General features: G+C 70.2%; 15 protein-coding genes. 5 read left to right on the top strand and 10 right to left on the bottom strand.

Features of this window, described 5'->3' with window-relative positions:
* Positions 1-107: 107 nt before the first annotated feature.
* A complete protein-coding gene (locus tag ACZ7L9_RS20970) occupies positions 108-842 on the bottom strand; it encodes a FadR/GntR family transcriptional regulator (protein ID WP_471416848.1) in 735 nt (244 codons plus the stop codon).
* A gap of 121 nt (positions 843-963) precedes the next feature.
* Entirely contained in the window at positions 964-2,172 is a 1,209-nt protein-coding gene (locus ACZ7L9_RS20965) for an MFS transporter (RefSeq protein ID WP_471416846.1), read from the bottom strand.
* A 73-nt stretch (positions 2,173-2,245) separates the two neighbouring features.
* On the opposite strand from ACZ7L9_RS20965, the gene ACZ7L9_RS20960 reads away from it, so the two are divergent.
* Positions 2,246-3,043, top strand: coding sequence for an AraC family transcriptional regulator (locus ACZ7L9_RS20960; RefSeq protein WP_471416844.1), 798 nt, complete (start codon positions 2,246-2,248; stop codon positions 3,041-3,043).
* Between the two features lie 123 nt (positions 3,044-3,166).
* Here ACZ7L9_RS20960 and ACZ7L9_RS20955 read toward each other — a convergent pair whose 3' ends face one another.
* Complete coding sequence (locus tag ACZ7L9_RS20955) at positions 3,167-3,946, bottom strand: crotonase/enoyl-CoA hydratase family protein (RefSeq protein ID WP_471416842.1); 780 nt, start codon at positions 3,944-3,946, stop codon at positions 3,167-3,169.
* Complete coding sequence (locus ACZ7L9_RS20950; RefSeq protein WP_471416840.1) at positions 3,943-4,146, bottom strand: hypothetical protein; 204 nt, start codon at positions 4,144-4,146, stop codon at positions 3,943-3,945. The genes ACZ7L9_RS20955 and ACZ7L9_RS20950 overlap by 4 nt, the downstream gene beginning before the upstream one ends.
* 56 nt (positions 4,147-4,202) lie before the next feature.
* On the opposite strand from ACZ7L9_RS20950, the gene ACZ7L9_RS20945 reads away from it, so the two are divergent.
* A complete protein-coding gene (locus tag ACZ7L9_RS20945; RefSeq protein ID WP_471416956.1) occupies positions 4,203-5,075 on the top strand; it encodes a DUF2510 domain-containing protein in 873 nt (290 codons plus the stop codon).
* A gap of 123 nt (positions 5,076-5,198) precedes the next feature.
* Positions 5,199-5,525: a hypothetical protein gene (locus ACZ7L9_RS20940; protein WP_471416838.1), complete on the top strand. Its 327-nt coding sequence runs from the start codon at positions 5,199-5,201 to the stop codon at positions 5,523-5,525.
* Positions 5,526-5,770: 245 nt separating this feature from the next.
* Here the strand turns inward: ACZ7L9_RS20940 and ACZ7L9_RS20935 are convergent, their stop codons facing one another.
* The 4 genes from ACZ7L9_RS20935 to ACZ7L9_RS20920 form a co-directional block, all read right to left on the bottom strand.
* Positions 5,771-6,403, bottom strand: coding sequence for a methyltransferase domain-containing protein (locus tag ACZ7L9_RS20935; protein ID WP_471416836.1), 633 nt, complete (start codon positions 6,401-6,403; stop codon positions 5,771-5,773).
* A 134-nt stretch (positions 6,404-6,537) separates the two neighbouring features.
* Positions 6,538-7,722: an amidohydrolase gene (locus ACZ7L9_RS20930; protein WP_471416834.1), complete on the bottom strand. Its 1,185-nt coding sequence runs from the start codon at positions 7,720-7,722 to the stop codon at positions 6,538-6,540.
* A 15-nt stretch (positions 7,723-7,737) separates the two neighbouring features.
* Positions 7,738-9,174 (bottom strand): MFS transporter, encoded by a 1,437-nt coding sequence (locus ACZ7L9_RS20925; protein ID WP_471416833.1) that lies wholly within the window; start codon positions 9,172-9,174, stop codon positions 7,738-7,740.
* Positions 9,175-9,276: 102 nt separating this feature from the next.
* Positions 9,277-9,822, bottom strand: coding sequence for a TetR/AcrR family transcriptional regulator (locus tag ACZ7L9_RS20920; protein ID WP_471416831.1), 546 nt, complete (start codon positions 9,820-9,822; stop codon positions 9,277-9,279).
* 714 nt (positions 9,823-10,536) lie between these two features.
* On the opposite strand from ACZ7L9_RS20920, the gene fusA reads away from it, so the two are divergent.
* Positions 10,537-12,636: an elongation factor G gene (gene fusA / locus ACZ7L9_RS20915; protein ID WP_471416829.1), complete on the top strand. Its 2,100-nt coding sequence runs from the start codon at positions 10,537-10,539 to the stop codon at positions 12,634-12,636.
* 169 nt (positions 12,637-12,805) lie between these two features.
* Here the strand turns inward: fusA and ACZ7L9_RS20910 are convergent, their stop codons facing one another.
* Positions 12,806-14,260, bottom strand: a complete 1,455-nt coding sequence (locus tag ACZ7L9_RS20910) for a glyceraldehyde-3-phosphate dehydrogenase (RefSeq protein ID WP_471416827.1) — start codon at positions 14,258-14,260, stop codon at positions 12,806-12,808.
* 184 nt (positions 14,261-14,444) lie between these two features.
* Positions 14,445-15,356, bottom strand: a complete 912-nt coding sequence (locus ACZ7L9_RS20905; protein WP_471416826.1) for an SDR family oxidoreductase — start codon at positions 15,354-15,356, stop codon at positions 14,445-14,447.
* 179 nt (positions 15,357-15,535) lie between these two features.
* Here ACZ7L9_RS20905 and ACZ7L9_RS20900 point away from each other — a divergent pair, with 179 nt between their 5' ends.
* A complete protein-coding gene (locus tag ACZ7L9_RS20900; RefSeq protein ID WP_471416823.1) occupies positions 15,536-16,291 on the top strand; it encodes an enoyl-CoA hydratase family protein in 756 nt (251 codons plus the stop codon).
* Positions 16,292-16,301: the final 10 nt, after the last annotated feature.

Raw genomic sequence — 16,301 nt, 5'->3', positions numbered from 1 at the left:
ATACTAGCCTCGGTCCGAAAGGTGACGGATGCCGCGCTGCCGGAGGATCGCAGCGGATGTTCATGCACCTGACAACTTTGCGCGCTGCGGCACGCCATCTGCTGCCCTTACGGCCGGTTGGGACTCTCGTCGACCAGCGTGCCGTGGAGGCTGCGGATGTGCCGCTCGACCAGGTCGGCGGCCTTCGCGCCCTTGCCCGTGCGTACCAGCCGCAGAAGTTCGGAGTGTTCCGCATTGAGCGTGGCGGCCGTGGCCGGCCAGTCCTCCGCTTCTTCCAGGGCCCGCAGGATCAGCGGGCGCACCGACTCGCGCACGGCGGAGGTGAGCGTGGAGGTCAGCTCATTGCCGGAGCTGCGCGCGATGTGCACATGGAATCGGGTGTCCAGGTCGTTGAACTCGGGCACCTGGACATCCGGCTCCGCCATCCTCGCGACAAGGGCATCGGCCTCGTCGAGATCCTGCGCCGAGGCATGCCGCGCGGCTGCCTCGAAGCTGGACCTCTCCAGCACGACGCGCGCTTCCAGGACGTCATGAAGGCTGTAGCTCCCCAGCGCGAAGTGCAGACGCAGCAGCCGCCCGAGGGCATCGTCCGGGTTGCGTACGATCCGCGCCCCGGCATCCGGCCCCCGCCCCGGCTGGGCGACCAGCACACCGATCGTCTCCAGCACCCTCAGCGCCTCGCGCAGCGCGGACCGGCTGACCCCGAGAACCGGCGCCAGCTCACGCTCCGGCGGCAGCCGGTCGCCGGCCCTGAGCTCTCCGGCGAACACCCGCTGCTCGATACTCTGGAGCACGAGTTCATGCGTGCGTGACTGCCGTACGGGTTGCCACTCGACGGGCATCCGTCACCCCCTGCCTCGGCCGGAATCATCCGGTTGCCGTCGTGTCTGCCGCCCGATCTCCAACTATGTCACACACCACGTATGGTCGGACCAAAAGCTCTTTCAAGCTTGCGAGCGGGACTTATCCTCTTCGCAGGCGGCCGGCCGGAAGCACGGCGACGATCAGCCCGACCACGGTGGCGATCGCCCCGGTGAGGGTCACCGCGGACCAGCCGCTGCCCGCCCAGGCCAGCGTTCCGGCCATCGACCCGGCGGCGATGCCGAGGAAGCGGAACGTGAAGTACAGCGTGTTGAGCCGGCTGTGGACGGCGGGGTCGAGCGTGAACAGGGCTGTCTGACTGGCGGCCTGACTCCCCCAGACCCCCACATCCAGCACGATCACCCCCGCGACGATCCACCCGAGTCCGCCACCTCCGGGCAGGAGCAGCAGCCATCCGACGGCGACCAGGCCGATCAGCGCGGCGAGGGCGCCCCGGTGGCCGAGACGGTCGGCCAGCCTCCCGGCATGGGGCGAGGCCAGGGCACTGGCGGCCGCCACGAGTCCGAAGAGCCCGATCCCGGTCGGCCCGAAGCCGTACTCCCGCTGCAGCAGGAAGGTCAGTGCGGTCCAGAACGCCCCGAACGCGATCCCGACCAGGGCGCCGGAGAGGGTGATCCTGCGGATCAGGGGGTGCGAGGTGAAGAGCCGCGGCAGTGAGACGAGCGTGGCCCGGTAGCCGGTAGCGGCGGCCGCCGGGACGTGCGGCAGCGCGCGTCTCAGTACCAGCGTCAGGAGCAGTGTCAGCGCGCAGGAGCAGCCGTACACGGCCCGCCACCCGAGCAGGTCGCCCATGGCTCCGGCGTAGGCACGGGAAGCGAGCACCCCGATCAGCAAGCCCGCCTGCACGGTGCCGACGGTCCGTCCCCGGCCTGCACCCGGAGCCCCGCGGTCCGCGAGTGCGACGGCGAGCGGAGTGACCAGTTGCGGAACCGGGGACAGCAGCCCGACAGCGAAGCCCGACACGATCAGGCACCGCACCGAGGGCGACAGCGCACAGGCGGCGAGCGCGAACGCCGAAGCGGTACCGAGACCGAGGATGAGCCGACGCCGGTCGTGGCTGTCACCGGCTGGCACGAGCAGCAGGATGCCTGCCGCATAACCCAGTTGTGTGGCGGTGGGTACGGCCCCGAGTGCGTCGGGTGCGACCTCGAACGAGGCGGCGGCGGCTCCCAGCAGCGGCTGGTTGAGATAGACGTTCGCGGCGGTGACGGCGCTGGTGGCCGCGAGCAGGACGGTCAGGCGCCGCCCGATGGCGCGTCCGGGGTCGGGGGCGAGGTCTGTTTCGATCACATGGCCCGACGCTAGGCCGACCCCGTACTGGCATACTTTCGTTGTTGCGCCCATACCTGTTGAGAGTGCGCCGATGTACGGCAAGAGTGAGCTTCGCGACGACTACCAGGACGTGCCCAGGCCCGTCGCGGCGATGGCGCGCGACCTCCCCGACGGTCATCACATCCCGCCGCACGAACACCGGCGGGCCCAGCTGATCTACGGCACGACCGGCGCCATCACCGTCGCCACCGGCCACGGGGAGTGGGTGGTTCCGGCCACCCGGGGCGTGTGGGTTCCGGCAGGTGTGACCCACGCGATGACCTGCTCGGGAGCGGTCGCCATGCGCACCCTGTACATCGAGGCACAGCCGGACTGGCACCTTCCAGCGGATCCGACCGTCGTCTCGGTCTCCCCGCTGCTGCGTGAGCTGATCGACGAGGCGACACGGCTGCCGGTGGAATACGAGCGCGAGGGCCGGGACGGCAAGGTCATGGAGCTGCTGCTGCTCCAGCTGGCACCGCGTCCCGTGCCGGCACTGCACCTGCCGACTCCGGCCGATCCGGAGCTGGCACGGCTCTGCGAGGCGATCCGTGAGCACCCCGGCCGCCCTTGGACGACTGAGGAAGCGGCGGCCCATACGCATATGAGCCGGCGCAGTCTTCAGCGCAGGTTCGCCGCCGCGACCGGTCTGAGCCCGGCGCGCTGGGTGCAGCAGGCCAGGCTCGTTCACGCGGTCACACTGCTCGCCAGGAACACACCGGTCACGACGGTCGCGCTCGGCCTCGGATACTCGACGCCGAGCGGCTTCACCGCGATGTTCCACCGCGCGCTGGGCACGACCCCCACCGCATATTTCGCTGACCGCGACGCGTCCGGTCCCAGCAAGTGACCGGGGGCGGGCCGCCCCGGCCCGTCCGCAGCCGCAGCGCCGCTCCGGACCCGCGCGCGAACTCCGCGTCGCTGAGCCCGCGGAGCTTCCCATCGGAGGTCGTTCACCGCGCGGGCCGCGTGCTCAGTCGGCGAAGGACCCGTGGCGGCCCGCACCGCCATCGAAGCGGTCGGCACCGGCCTGCGTCTCCCCCGCGGTCAGCGGCACCAGACCGTGCCGGTACTCCGAGGCCAGGGCGTCCCGCTCGCTCAGATCGTGCTGCTCGCGCACCGAGAGACGGTCGTGACGCAGGCACAGCTGCGGGAACGCGGCGATCTCCCGGGCGAGTCGCTCCGCCGCACGGCGGGCTTCGCCGGGCGGGACGATCCGGTTGGCGAGCCCCATGGCGTACGCCTCCGGGGCGAGAACGGGCCGCCCGGTGAGAATCATGTCCATGGCCCGGCTCTCGCCGATCAGGCGCGGCAGCCGTACGGTTCCGCCGTCCACCAGCGGCACCCCCCAGCGGCGGCAGAACACCCCGAACACAGTGTCCTCCTCGACCGCCCGCAGATCGCACCAGATGGCCAGCTCCAGGCCCCCGGCCACCGCATGCCCGGAGACCGCCGCGATGACGGGCTTGCTCAGGCGCATACGGGTCGGACCCATCGGCCCATCGCCCTCGGCCAGGACCTCGTTGCCGCGTTCCGTACCGATGCCCTTCAGATCCGCGCCGGAGCAGAACGTACCGCCCTCGCCCCACAGCACAGCGACGGCCGCATCGGAGTCGGACTCGAACTCCCGAAAGGCATCAGCCAGTTGACGGGCGGTCGGGCCGTCCACCGCGTTACGCACCTCCGGCCGGCTGAGCACCACCGTGAACACGCGGCCGTCACGCTCGATCCGTACCGCAGGTTTGTCGCTCATCGTTCGCCCTCCCACAGGGGATCGCGCAGGGCCCGGCGGAGGATCTTACCCACCGGGGAGTACGGAATGGTGCCCACGAAGTGCAGGATCTCAGGAACCTTGTAACCGGCCGGCCCGGCGCGTACATGGTCGCGCAGGGCGGCTTCGGTGACCTCCGCCCCGTGCGCAGGGTGACGAAGGCGGTGACCGATTGATCTCACCCCATGGATTCATCTGATTCTCACGCAACCGTTCTACGGTGGTCCGCGTGACCCAGATGAGCCCGCCCGGCTGGCATCCAGACCCCGGGTATACAGGAATCGGCCCCGTTCACGAACGCTGGTGGGACGGCAATCAGTGGACCGACCATCTCCGCGTGCCGCCCGCCGCGATCCGGCGCCGTCGGATGCGTACCGGCATCACCGCGGGTGTGGTGGCCCTCGCCGCCGTCGGGGGCGGCCTCTTTCTGCTGTCGGACCATTCCGGTGATGCGAAGAAGGACGCGGCCACTGCCCCGTCCACCGCGCCTTCCCACGCACCCGGCCGAGGGCCGGGCGCGCCCGGAGGCGGCGGCGAGAACCAGGCGCCCGAGCGGCAGCTGCCGCAGACCGAGGACGGCTACGCCACGGACCTGGCCAGCGGAATCAGCCTCCCGGTGCCCGACGGCTGGACGGGCAAATCGGGGATCGCGGGCGCCGGCGTGACCACGGGCGAGTACGCCTGTCCCGGCAACACGTCCGAACAGTGCGTGCGTGGCGGGGTGTTCTCCATGCCGGCGAAGGCCCTGAAGCTCGACACCACGACGGCGAAGGCCACTGCGACGAAGGACATCTCGGCCAACGCCACGCAGTCCTACGGCGAGAAGATCTACGGAGGCATCACCTCGCATCAGGAGCTCAAGTCCGAGCCGGTCACCGTGGCCGGCGAGCAGGGCTATCTGGTGCGCTGGAAGGTGGTGACGAAGAGCGGAGACGACGGGTACGTCCAGTCGCTGGCCTTTCCGTCCCCCCGCTCCCAGGCCACGCTGATCGTCGTCCGCTCCGGTTTCGACATCGATACCAAGGCGCCGAAGCTCTCCGTGATGGACGACATCACCAAGGGAATCAAGGCCGCATCGGGAACGGGCTCCGGTTCCGGCACCACCGCGTAGGAGCGCGGCGGACGTTCGCGTCGGCGGGGCGGGCACCGTACACCGGGTGTGAGTACAACAGGACGACCGGACTGAGTACGTCGTCCGATTCCTCACCGGGCCATCGCTGATCGAATGACCACCATGGCTCCTGACGCACCGCTCCGCCCCCGTATGCAGCACGTCACCACGGCCGGTACGGCCCTGGCCGTGACCTTGGCCCCACTGGTGGTCGGCGTGCTGCTGGCCAAGACCATGGCGACGGACCCGATGACACCGGTCAACGCGATGGTCACCAGGGGCGGGCAGACGGTGCCCCTCTCGCCCGCGCAGTGGCGCCGATGCGGCAGGCAGGCGCTTCGCAGTTGGAAGGCCCCGCTGAACGCCTGCAGGCACCCGGGCACTCTGGTGCGGCGGCGCCCCGCGGCACGTCGGCCGCGACGGCCCGGGGCGCTGCTGCGCGAACGCTGAGAGCCTGTCGGGTGACCTTCGATCGGAAAGCGGACGCGGTCTGGTGCGTGCGATTCCAAGGCGCCGGAAGGCCCTCGGATGGGGTCTCCCCTGCTCCTTGAGAGCTCGGGGAAGGGGCTACCAGGGCGTTTCGGCAACGCGGAAGGGGGTCCCCCTGGCCCTTAGAGGAGTGCGTGCCAGGGCGTGGCCGCCCGATCAGAGGTCACCCGACAGGTTTTGAGAGCGAACCGGGCCGGCCCGGTACGTCAGACCCGCTCGCAGTGCAGGAACAACTGGGGCTCGGCCACCGCTCCTTCGTATGCCGGGGTGAACAGGCCGCTCTGCTCCCACAGGATCGTGAATCCGGCCCCGGCGACAAGTTCGGTGAACGCGTCGGCGCCGAAGCTGGTCGCCTGCACCTTCTGCCCCATGAAGACGACATCGGCGTCCTCCACGTCCAGCGGAACCGTGGCGACGGCCAGGACGCCGCCGGGGAGCAGCAGTCGCGCCAGTCTCCGCAGGAGCCGGCACTGGTCGTCACGGGACATCTGCAGCAACGAGAAGTACGAGCACACCACGTCGAAACTCCGGTCCTCCAGGGGAAATTCACGGATATCGGCGCATACGAAGCTCGCACCGGGCACGTGCCGGGTCGCCAGATCGACCATGACGGGCGAGACATCGACGCCCAGCACCTGATGACCGGCGTCGACCAGGGTCTGCGCGGTCGGACGGCCCGTTCCGCAGCCCACGTCCAGGACGCGGCTGTGCGGTGGGACGTGCTCCAACAGCCGGTGCAGCGAAGCGTGGTGGGTGGCCGAGTCGGCGAACGCCCGCTCGTACTCGGCGCCCAGAGCGTCGAACACCCTCGCGGCCGGAAGGCCGTGCTCTTCGTCCATCGATCTGCATCCTTCCAATGTCCCGGCGGCTCCCCGGGATGGTTTCACCATTCGCAGCAGCCTTCAACGCCCCACCCGGGCCCGTCACATGGGGAATCGGGGTGCCCGTTGTGGAAGTGCAATGGGCGACATCCTCAGCGTCGCGCGACCGCCGTGGCCCGGTCACGGACCCCGACCAGGAGCCGGTGGCGCTGGACCGGGTCGGTGGCGAGTCCGACCGCCGTCCATGCCATGGCGATCGCACCGTCGAGTACGGCCCTGTCGGCGCCGGGTGTGGTGCCCGCGGCGGCGAACTCGATGGTGTGCTGACTCGCTCCGCCGGTGTCGTAGCCGATCATGGGATGGATGGCGGGCAGCAGGTGCGAGACATTGCCCATGTCCGTGGAGCCGCCGACCGAGGGCTCGCGACTCACCGTGCGCCCGAGGGCTTCGGCGGCCCGGGCGTAGATCGCGGACATGTCCACGTCCTGTCGCAGCTCCGCGAAGTCCTTGCCGCGCGGCTCGATCCGCAAACCGGCCCCGGTGGCCAGCGCCCCGGCTTCGAAGCACGCCCGCACCCGGGCCTGGAGCCCGCGAAGCCGCTCCAGGCTCGCGGCCCGCGCCTCGAAGCGGGCGACGGCCCGGTCGGGAATGACGTTGGGAGCAGTGCCTCCGTCGGTGATGATGCCGTGCACCATGCAGTCGCGCGGCAACTGCTGGCGGAGCAGGCCGATCGAGGTCTGTGCCACGGTCAGCGCGTCCAAGGCGTTCACGCCGTCCCAGGGCGCCGCGGCGGCGTGCGCCGCACGCCCGGTGTAGGCGATCTCCCAGCCACCGATGGCCAGGGAGGAGGAGCCGACCCGGTCCGACGCGTCCGCATGGACCATCATGGCCGCGGCCACGTCGTCGAACAGTCCTGCCTCGATCAGGTGGACCTTGCCGCCGGCGTCCTCCTCGGCCGGGGTGCCGACCAGTTTGACCGTGATGCCGAGTTGGTCGGCGACCGGGCCCAGTGCGATGGCCGCACCCAGTGCGGCGGCGCCGTTGACGTTGTGTCCGCAGGCGTGGCCCAGCCCGGGCAGCGCGTCGTACTCCGCGCAGAACGCAAGGACGAGTTCCCCGGACCCTCGGACCGCGGAGAAGGCCGTGGGCAGCCCTCCGACACCGGTCTCCACGGTGAACCCGGCCGATTCGGCGAGCGCGGCGATCGCCGCGGCGGAACGGTGTTCCTCGAACGCGAGCTCTGGCTCGGCATGCAGGCGGTGGCTCAGTTCAACGAGTCGGTCACGCCAGGACTCGGCGCAGTCGCGAACCGTTTCTCGCAGATCCGGGGTACTCATCGGCGGGGCTCTCTTTCAGGAAAGGGCGGCGGAGTGGGTAGCGGCAGCGGGGCCATGGGCCGGACGTGGGCCGGACCCGCGGAGGAACAGTGCGGCGGCTGCGGCGAGCAGGCCCGCCCCGCAGCAGAGCGCCCAGGCCGTGGTGTAGCCGCCGAGCGCCACGTGGCCGGTGGAGTCGGAGTACCCCGTCAGGGCGGCGCTGAGTGCGGCGGCGCCGACGGCCGCACCGAGGGAGAGCACAAGCTCGTTGATTCCGGCGGCGATGGCGGTGTCCTCCTGCGCGACCGCCTCCACGGACAGGGCACGGGTGGCGGCTTCGAAGACGCCGAGGCCGATCCCGTCGAGAACCGAGAGCAGCAGGACTTCGGGGAGTGTGTTGTGCAGGAACACCAGGCCGCCGAAGCCCACGGCGGTGGCGAGTCCGCCGACGACGAGAGTGCCTCGGTCCCCGATGCGGCGCAGCGCGGTCGGGGTGAGGGCCGAGGCGACGATGCCGCCCACGGTGAAGACCAGCAGGGCCCAGCCGATCTGGTTCGCGTTCAGGCCGAAGCCGTATCCGGTCTTCGCACGGTCGGCGCCGAAGAAGGTGGCGTTGGTGGCGATCGACCCGATCGTGGCGAAGGCGACGAAGAACGTCACGGCGCTGAGGGCCGTGAGCCGCAGATTACGGAAGGCCCGTACGTCCACCATGGGATGGGCGGACCGCAGCTCCGCGAAAGGCCAGAGAACCAGGGCGGCGAGGCCCAGCACGCCGGTGAGGAGGGTTGCCGGGGACGCCCAGCCCCAGGCGCCGCCCTGGGACAGGGCCAGTACGACACCGACCAGGCCGGCCGTGAGCAGCACGAACCCCGCCATATTGAACTTCTCGGCAGTCGGACGCGTGGTGGCGTCGGGCAACACCGCACAGGCGGCGAGGCCGAGAACACCGGCCGCGACACCGACCCACAGGCCCAGCCGCGGATCACTCGCTCCGACCGCCCCTGCCACGATTCCGCCGAAGCCGGTCGCCAGCAGCAGGGCGCTGACCAGCGTGCCGATGCCGTGGCGCGAGGCCTCGTCGCCGGCCCGGTTGCGCAGGATCCCGATCATGAGCGGCATGAAGCCGACCAAGGCGCCCTGCATGGCCGCACCGATCGTGAGGATCACGAAAGTCGGCCACAGAGCCATCAACAGCGATCCCAGGGTCACCATCGCGACCGAGGCCCGTAGGACGCGCCGGTATCCGTGACTGTCGCCGAGCCGGGATATGACGGGAGTGAGTACGGCCATGCTCACGTTCTGGATCACGAAGACCCAACTGAGCTGCGCCGTGGTGATGCCGCCGCGCTCTCCGATGCCCGGCAGGAGCGGGGAGAGGTACTGCTGTGTGAGGCCGCTGGTGACCTCGACCAGAGCCATCGTCATGACCAAGGTGCGCGCCGCGTCGACCGGCCTTGGTGCGGATTTTGGCATGGGTGTACCTCCGAAGCGTGTGGGAGGGCGGCTTGAACCGAAGCCGTGAAGAAAGAGGTGAAGGGGACGTGCGGTGAGCGCGAAGCCGCAGGGCGGTCCGGCTCAGTCGGTGGAGCGGGAGCGGATCCGGGGCACGTGCCCCTTCATGGCCAGGTCGACCAGTTCGTCGGCCTGGTTGGGGAGGAAGATGTCCGACCGGACCTCGGTACGGAAGAGCGCGACCCCGGACCAGGTGTCGAGCAGCAGATCGACATCGACGTCGGCCGGGATGTCACCGCGCGCGATTCCGCGTTGCACGGTGGCCCGGGCGTCCTGACGCCGTGGCAGCAGGACCTCACGGCGGAAGCGTTCCATCACGGACGGGTCGCCCATGTTGGCCCACAGCGCCGGCAACAGCGCGCCGTGCTCACCCCGCACGTCCCGCAGCACCATGTCGAAGAGCAGGCGCAGCTCGCGCCTGGTGTCCCCGAGGTCCGGCACCAGATCGACGAGGGCGTCCCGGATGAGCAGATCGCCGACCAGCACGGGCTTGTTGGGCCACCAGTGGTACACCGTCTTGCGCGTGACCCCCGCTCTGGCGGCGACCTTGTCGATGGTGAGTTCGAGGTAGCCGAGTTCGGCCAGCAACTCGGCGACGGCGTCCAGCACCCTGCGACGGACCTCCGGGTCCCGGGGTCGGCCGGGACGTGCAGGGGTCGGTTCCTCCGCAGGGGAGCGCTTGGACACGGTCGTACTCCGAGCTTGTGATGGTTCGAGCGCCTGGTCGGCTCGCCCTCGGACGGCTCAACCTACGGATCGTGGTACCACGCGTCAATGGCCAAAGGTAAACATTGCGTATCCGAATTCCGGCAACCGTGTGGACAGGTGGAGTGATACCAAGATGACATTCGGGTACAGCGTGTATAGATTCTGAGTCGTTGAGGGCAGCCGATACGGAGACCCTCCGGTCGACCGGCCGACGCACGGGGCCGTCGCCGGACACGGCGTCAGGCGGAAAATCCGGTGACTTGCCCGCACCGGGATCACTACACTCGCCACGAATCGCACGCCGCGACAACCTCGCAGCGCGCACCGTGACGAGTGAGGGGAGGCCGGCCGTGCGCTACCGCACCGCTGTTGTCGTCCCCCGGTCGCGGTACGAGGTGATCCTGGTGTCTTCCTGCGTCCGGTGCCTGCCGCGCGGCCGGTACCGGATCCCCCCGACGAACAACTGACCCTCGTTTCGAAGGTGTTGGGCCGCCAGGGCGGCCGTGCACCGATGCGGTGCGCCGCATCGGGGGTTCATGCCTGGCCTGACCGCAGGCCGGTTCGTCCGGGAATCGCGCCGCCCCGCATCCGGATCATTCTGAAAGGCCATGGGCCGTGCGTACCGAACTGCACCGTCAACTCAACAGTCGGCTGACCGGCGTTCGTAATCTGGGCATCCTCGCCCACGTCGATGCCGGCAAGACCACCGTCACCGAACGGATCCTCTACCTCACCGGCACCACCCACAAACGGGGCGAGGTCCATGACGGCACGACCGTCACGGACTTCGATCCCCAGGAACGGGACCGGGGCATCACCATCTTCGCCGCAGCGGTGAGTTGTGACTGGGCAGGTCACCGGATCAACCTGATCGACACCCCGGGCCACGTCGACTTCTCCGACGAGGTGGAGCGCTCGCTGCGGGTGCTCGACGGCGCGATAGCGGTGTTCGACGCCGTCGCGGGGGTCGAGCCGCAGAGCGAGTCGGTGTGGCGGCAGGCCGATCGGCACGGGGTGCCGCGGATCGCTTTCGTCAACAAGCTGGACCGTGCCGGGGCAGACCTCGACGCGGCGGTCGCGTCGATTCGCGAGAGGCTGCACACGGTCCCGCTGGTGGTGCAGCTGCCCATCGGAAGGGAGGACGGGTTCACCGGGGTGGTGGATCTGCTGCGCATGCGGTCGCTGGTCTGGACCGACGGCCGGGGCACGTACGCGGAGGGGGAGGTGCCGGACGACCTGCGAGAAGAGGCACTTCGGCGCCGTCGGCTGCTGGCGGAGACCGTGGCGGAACTCCACCCGGTGGCGCTGGAGGAGTTCTGTGCGCAGTCGACGGTCTCCGCACGGACGCTGGCCGCCGCGCTGCGCGACCTGACCCGTACCGGGGACGGCGTCGTGGTGGTGTGCGGGTCGGCCTACCGCAACCGCGGGATCGAGCCGTTGCTGGAGGCCGTTGTGGACTATCTGCCCTCGCCGCTGGATGTGCCGGCGGTACGCGGCACCCTGGACGGCGCGGAGCAGGAGCGGCCCGCCGACCCGGCCGCGCCGTTCGCCGCGCTGGTGTTCAAGGTGAACTCGACCGCGACGGGGCGGCTGACCTACCTGCGTGTGTACTCGGGAACGATCCGTAAGGGGGACACGGTGCTGGACGTGGGCGCGCGGCGCAACGAGCGGATCGGCCGGATCCTGCGGGTCCGGGCCGGACAGCACTCGGACGTGGACCGGGCGGTGGCCGGGGACATCGTCGCGGTGATCGGGATCAAGGCGGCACGTGCCGGGGCGACACTGTGCGCACCGGCGGCGCCCTTGGTTCTCGAACCGCCTTCCGTGGCCGATCCGGTCGTCTCCGTGGCGGTCGAGGCCCGCAGAAGCATCGACACCGACCGGTTGGTGTCGGCGCTGGCGCGGCTGGTCGAGGAGGACCCTTCGCTGACGGTCCGGACCGACCCCGAGACCGGTCAGACGGTGCTGTCGGGAATGGGGGAACTGCATCTGGAGGTCGCGGTGGAGAAGATCCGCCGTGCTCACGGGCTGGAGGTAGGCGTCGGCCGGCCGCAGGTGGCCTACCGGGAGACGGTGGTCCGCGGCGTGTCCGGACTGGTGTACCGACATGTGAAGCAGGACGGCGGCGCCGGTCAGTTCGCTCATGTCGTCGTCGACGTGGAGCCGCTGGAGGCCGCCGGTGGCCACGATGCCGGCGGCGGGGTGGACTTCGTGTTCCGGTCGGCCGTCGTCGGCGGCCGGGTGCCGCAGGAGTACGTGCGGGCGGTCGAGGCCGGCTGCCGGGATGCCCTGGCCGAGGGCCCACTCGGCGGTCACCCGGTGACCGGGCTGCGAGTCACGCTGACCGACGGGGCGACCCACTCCAAGGACTCCTCGGAGATGGCCTTCCGGACGGCCGGCCGGCTCGCGCTCCGTGAGGCGCTGCGCAACAGCGCGATGGTGCTGCTGGAGCCGGTGGTGGAGGTCACCGTCACCGTGCCCGACGACGCCGTGGGCGGGGTGCTCGGCGACCTGGCGGCACGGCGCGGCCGGATCTCGGGCTCGAGCGCGCGGGCCGGCACGTCGGTGATCACCGCGACCGTGCCGCTGGCGGAGCTCTTCGGCTATGCGACCCGGCTGCGCAGCCGGACGCAGGGCCGGGGAACCTTCACCACCCGGGCCACCGGTTACGCCCCGGCGCCGGACGCGGTGCCCCACGGGGCAACGGGCCGGTAGTCCCCGGGCGCGGCCCCGTCCGTTCGCGGGCGGGGCCGCGTCAAGCCGACGTCGAACAGCCCGCGCCGACGGGTGGCGGTGGGAGTGCAACCGGATACCGATCGGAATCGGTCGCCGCCCCACCGCCGCCCCGCCTGCCGGGACGCCGGACCGGAGGTTCCCTCCGAGATCAGACCAGCGGGACCGGGTAGGTCGGGTACTCCACGCCGGACACGTGCTGGACGACGCGGATGACCTGGCAGGAATAGCCGAACTCGTTGTCGTACCACAGGTAGAGGATCGCGTTGTCGCCCTCGACCTTGGTGGCGCCGGCATCGACGATCGAGGCGTGCCGCGAGCCGATGAAGTCGCTCGACACCGCGTCGGGGGCGGTGGTGAAGTCGATCTGGCGCTTGAGCGGCGAGGTCAGCGACACATTGCGGAGGTAGTCGAGGACCTCTTCGCGGGTGGCCTCGCGGCCGAGCCGCAGGCTGAGTATCGCGATCGAGACGTCCGGCACCGGGACGCGGATCGAGCTGCCGGTGATCGGCGCCTTGAGGTCGGGCAGCGCCTTGGCGACGGCGGAAGCGGCACCGGTCTCGGTGATGACCATGTTGAGCGGCGCCGAGCGGCCGCGCCGGTCGGCCTTGTGGTAGTTGTCCAGCAGGTTCTGGTCATTGGTGAACGAGTGGACGGTCTCCACGTGGCCGCGGAGCACGCCGTACTCGTCCGCCATTGCCTTCAGCGGCGGGACGATCGCGTTGGTGGTGCAGGAGGCGCAGGACAGGATCTGCTCGTCCGGCTTGATCGCGTCGTGGTTGACGCCGTGCACGATGTTGGGGACGTCGCCCTTGCCCGGAGCGGTCAGGACGACCTTGTCGATGCCGGGGCGCAGGTGCTGCGACAGGCCCTCGCGGTCGCGCCACTTGCCGGTGTTGTCGATGAGGATGGCGTCCTTGATGCCGTACGCCGTGTAGTCGACCTCCGACGGGTCGTTGGCGTAGATCACCTTGATCTCGTTGCCGTTGGCGACGATGGTGCTGTTCGCCTCGTCGACGGTGATCGTGCCCTGGAACTGGCCGTGGATCGAGTCGCGGCGCAGCAGCGAGGCACGCTTGACGAGATCCTCGGCGGCCCGGCCGCCGCCCCCGCGGACGACGATGGCGCGCAGCCGCAGCCCGTTGCCGGAGCCGGCCTTCTCGATGAGCAGTCGGGCGACGAGGCGGCCGATGCGGCCGAAGCCGTAGAGGACGACGTCGCGTCCCTTGGGGCACTCGATCTTGTTGGCACCCGTGGCGCCGGCGACGGCCTCGGCGGTGAACTCCTCGATCGAGAGACCGCGGTCGTCGGTCTTGAACGTCGCGGCGAGCATGCCGATGTCGATCTGGGAAGGACCGAGATCCAGCGTGGTGAGGGCCTGCAGGAAGGGCATGGTCTCGGTGACCGAGAGCTCCTCACCGGCGATCTGCCGGGCGAATCGGTGGGTCTTGAGGATGCTGACCACCGACTTGTTCACCAAGGAGCGGCTGTGCAGCAGGATCGTCACGTCCCGCTCCCGGTGCATCTTCCCGATGATCGGGATCATCGACTCCGCGATCTCCTCGCGGTTGTTCCAATTGGTGAACGAGTCGTCATTGACAGTCACAGATTTATCTTTCGAGCTAGGCGGCGCTCATATGCTAACCCGCCGCCTTTTTGATCAATCAAACGGTGCCGTCCGAGCGGGAAGCGGCATGGAGATGGTTTTCTTTGCGTTGGTTTGATCCGATATCGGGTCGGCAGGTGCCCGGACCGGACGCGTGCCACCGCGCGGCTGGGCGGACGGATTGTCAGCGCGCCCCGTACACCGGCTGTGGGGGCTCCGAGTCGGCGAGCAGCTCGAGCGCCGCCTCCCCCGCCTCCGCCGGCGTCCAGCGGGCCCGCTTGTCCGCGGTGGGTCCCGGCCGCCAGCCCTCCATGACGGTGATCCGGCCGGCCTCGACCTCGAAGACCCGGCCGCTCACCCCGGCGGAGGCGGCGGAGCCCAGCCAGACGACAAGGGGGGAGACGTTCTCCGGGGCCATCGCGTCGAATCCGCCACCCTCGGGGGCCGCCATGGTTTCGGCGAAGCTCTGCTCGGTCATCCGGGTCCTGGCGGCCGGGGCGATGGCGTTGACCTGGACTCCGTAGCGGCCCATCTCGGCGGCGGCGACCAGCGTCAGACCGATGATCCCCGCCTTGGCGGCGGAGTAGTTGCCCTGCCCGACGCTGCCAAGGAGGCCCGCCCCGGAGCTGGTGTTGACGACCCGCGCCTCGGGCGTACGGCCGGCCTTCACCTCGGCGCGCCAGTGCGCGGCGGCGTGCTTGAGCGGCAGGAAGTGGCCCTTGAGGTGGACGCGCATCACGGCGTCCCAGTCGTCGTCGTCCAGATTGACGAGCATGCGGTCGCGCAGGAATCCGGCGTTGTTGACAAGGGTGTCGAGGCGGCCGAAGGCATCGAGGGCGGTGGCGATCAGCGAGGCCGCACCCTCGGTGGTGGTGATGTCGCCGCCGTGTGCCACCGCCTCGCCGCCGAGTGCGCGGATCTCCTCGACGACCTGCTGGGCGGGCCCGGTGGCCCCTCCGGCGCCGTCGAGGCCCACTCCGAGGTCGTTGACGACGACCTTGGCACCCTCGGCGGCGTGGGCGAGGGCGTGCGCGCGCCCGAGCCCGCGGCCCGCACCGGTGATGACGGCGACCCGTCCCGTGCACAGTCCGGTCATGGGTATGTGTCCCTTCGGTGAGCGAATCGAGGCCTGCGGCGAGAACCCGCCGGCCGGTGACGGAAGCGGCGCATCCGGATGGATCGGCGATCGCTGCCCATGGACATCTCCCGCCGCACGCCGATCACTGCTAGCTTGCAACCTAACAAACGCTTGGTGGAAAGGTAGCTGATCTGCTCATGGGTGTCTCCACCTCCGCCCCGGAAGAGGGCATCGCCCTCGTCTCCGTGGACTACCCCCCGGTCAACGCCCTCCCCGTGCAGGGCTGGTACGACCTGGCCGCCGCGGTACGCGCCGCCGGGGCCGATCCGAAGGTGCGATGCGTGGTGCTCACCGCCACAGGCCGCGGCTTCAACGCCGGCGTCGACATCAAGGAGATGCAGCGCACAGCCGGCCACGACGCCCTCATCGGCGCCAACCGCGGCTGCTACGAGGCGTTCGCCGCGGTCTACGACTGCGAGGTCCCGGTGGTCGCCGCCGTGCACGGCTTCTGCCTGGGCGGCGGCATCGGCCTGGTCGGCAACGCCGACGCCGTCGTCGCCAGCGACGACGCGACCTTCGGCCTGCCGGAGCTGGACCGCGGCGCGCTCGGCGCGGCCACGCACCTGGCCCGGCTGGTCCCCCAGCACCTGATGCGGGCCCTGTACTACACCTCGCGGACCGCCACCGCGCAGGAGCTGCACCAGCACGGCTCCGTGTGGCGGGTCGTACCCCGCGAGCAACTGCCGGACGCGGCGCTGGAGCTGGCCCGCGAGATCGCCGCCAAGGACGGCACCCTGATCCGCCTCGCCAAGGCCGCGATCAACGGCATCGACCCGGTCGACGTACGCCGCAGCTACCGCTTCGAGCAGGGCTTCACCTTCGAGGCCAACCTCAGCGGCGTGGCCGACCGCGTCCGCGACACCTTCGGCACGGAACAGGAGCAGCAGTCGTGAGCAGGGACAA

This window comes from Streptomyces sp. NPDC111516 (assembly GCF_055635345.1).
This window is presented reverse-complemented; position numbering and strand designations above follow the sequence as displayed.

What these genes read in the sequence shown, in the direction of transcription:
- ACZ7L9_RS20960 (WP_471416844.1), top strand. Translation starts at nt 2,246, where the DNA reads ATGTACGGCAAGAGTGAGCTTCGCGACGACTACCAGGACGTGCCCAGG.
- ACZ7L9_RS20970 (WP_471416848.1), bottom strand. Translation starts at nt 842, where the DNA reads ATGCCCGTCGAGTGGCAACCCGTACGGCAGTCACGCACGCATGAACTC.
- ACZ7L9_RS20900 (WP_471416823.1), top strand. Translation starts at nt 15,536, where the DNA reads ATGGGTGTCTCCACCTCCGCCCCGGAAGAGGGCATCGCCCTCGTCTCC.
- ACZ7L9_RS20945 (WP_471416956.1), top strand. Translation starts at nt 4,203, where the DNA reads ATGAGCCCGCCCGGCTGGCATCCAGACCCCGGGTATACAGGAATCGGC.
- ACZ7L9_RS20930 (WP_471416834.1), bottom strand. Translation starts at nt 7,722, where the DNA reads ATGAGTACCCCGGATCTGCGAGAAACGGTTCGCGACTGCGCCGAGTCC.
- ACZ7L9_RS20935 (WP_471416836.1), bottom strand. Translation starts at nt 6,403, where the DNA reads ATGGACGAAGAGCACGGCCTTCCGGCCGCGAGGGTGTTCGACGCTCTG.
- ACZ7L9_RS20925 (WP_471416833.1), bottom strand. Translation starts at nt 9,174, where the DNA reads ATGCCAAAATCCGCACCAAGGCCGGTCGACGCGGCGCGCACCTTGGTC.
- ACZ7L9_RS20955 (WP_471416842.1), bottom strand. Translation starts at nt 3,946, where the DNA reads ATGAGCGACAAACCTGCGGTACGGATCGAGCGTGACGGCCGCGTGTTC.
- ACZ7L9_RS20940 (WP_471416838.1), top strand. Translation starts at nt 5,199, where the DNA reads ATGGCTCCTGACGCACCGCTCCGCCCCCGTATGCAGCACGTCACCACG.
- ACZ7L9_RS20905 (WP_471416826.1), bottom strand. Translation starts at nt 15,356, where the DNA reads ATGACCGGACTGTGCACGGGACGGGTCGCCGTCATCACCGGTGCGGGC.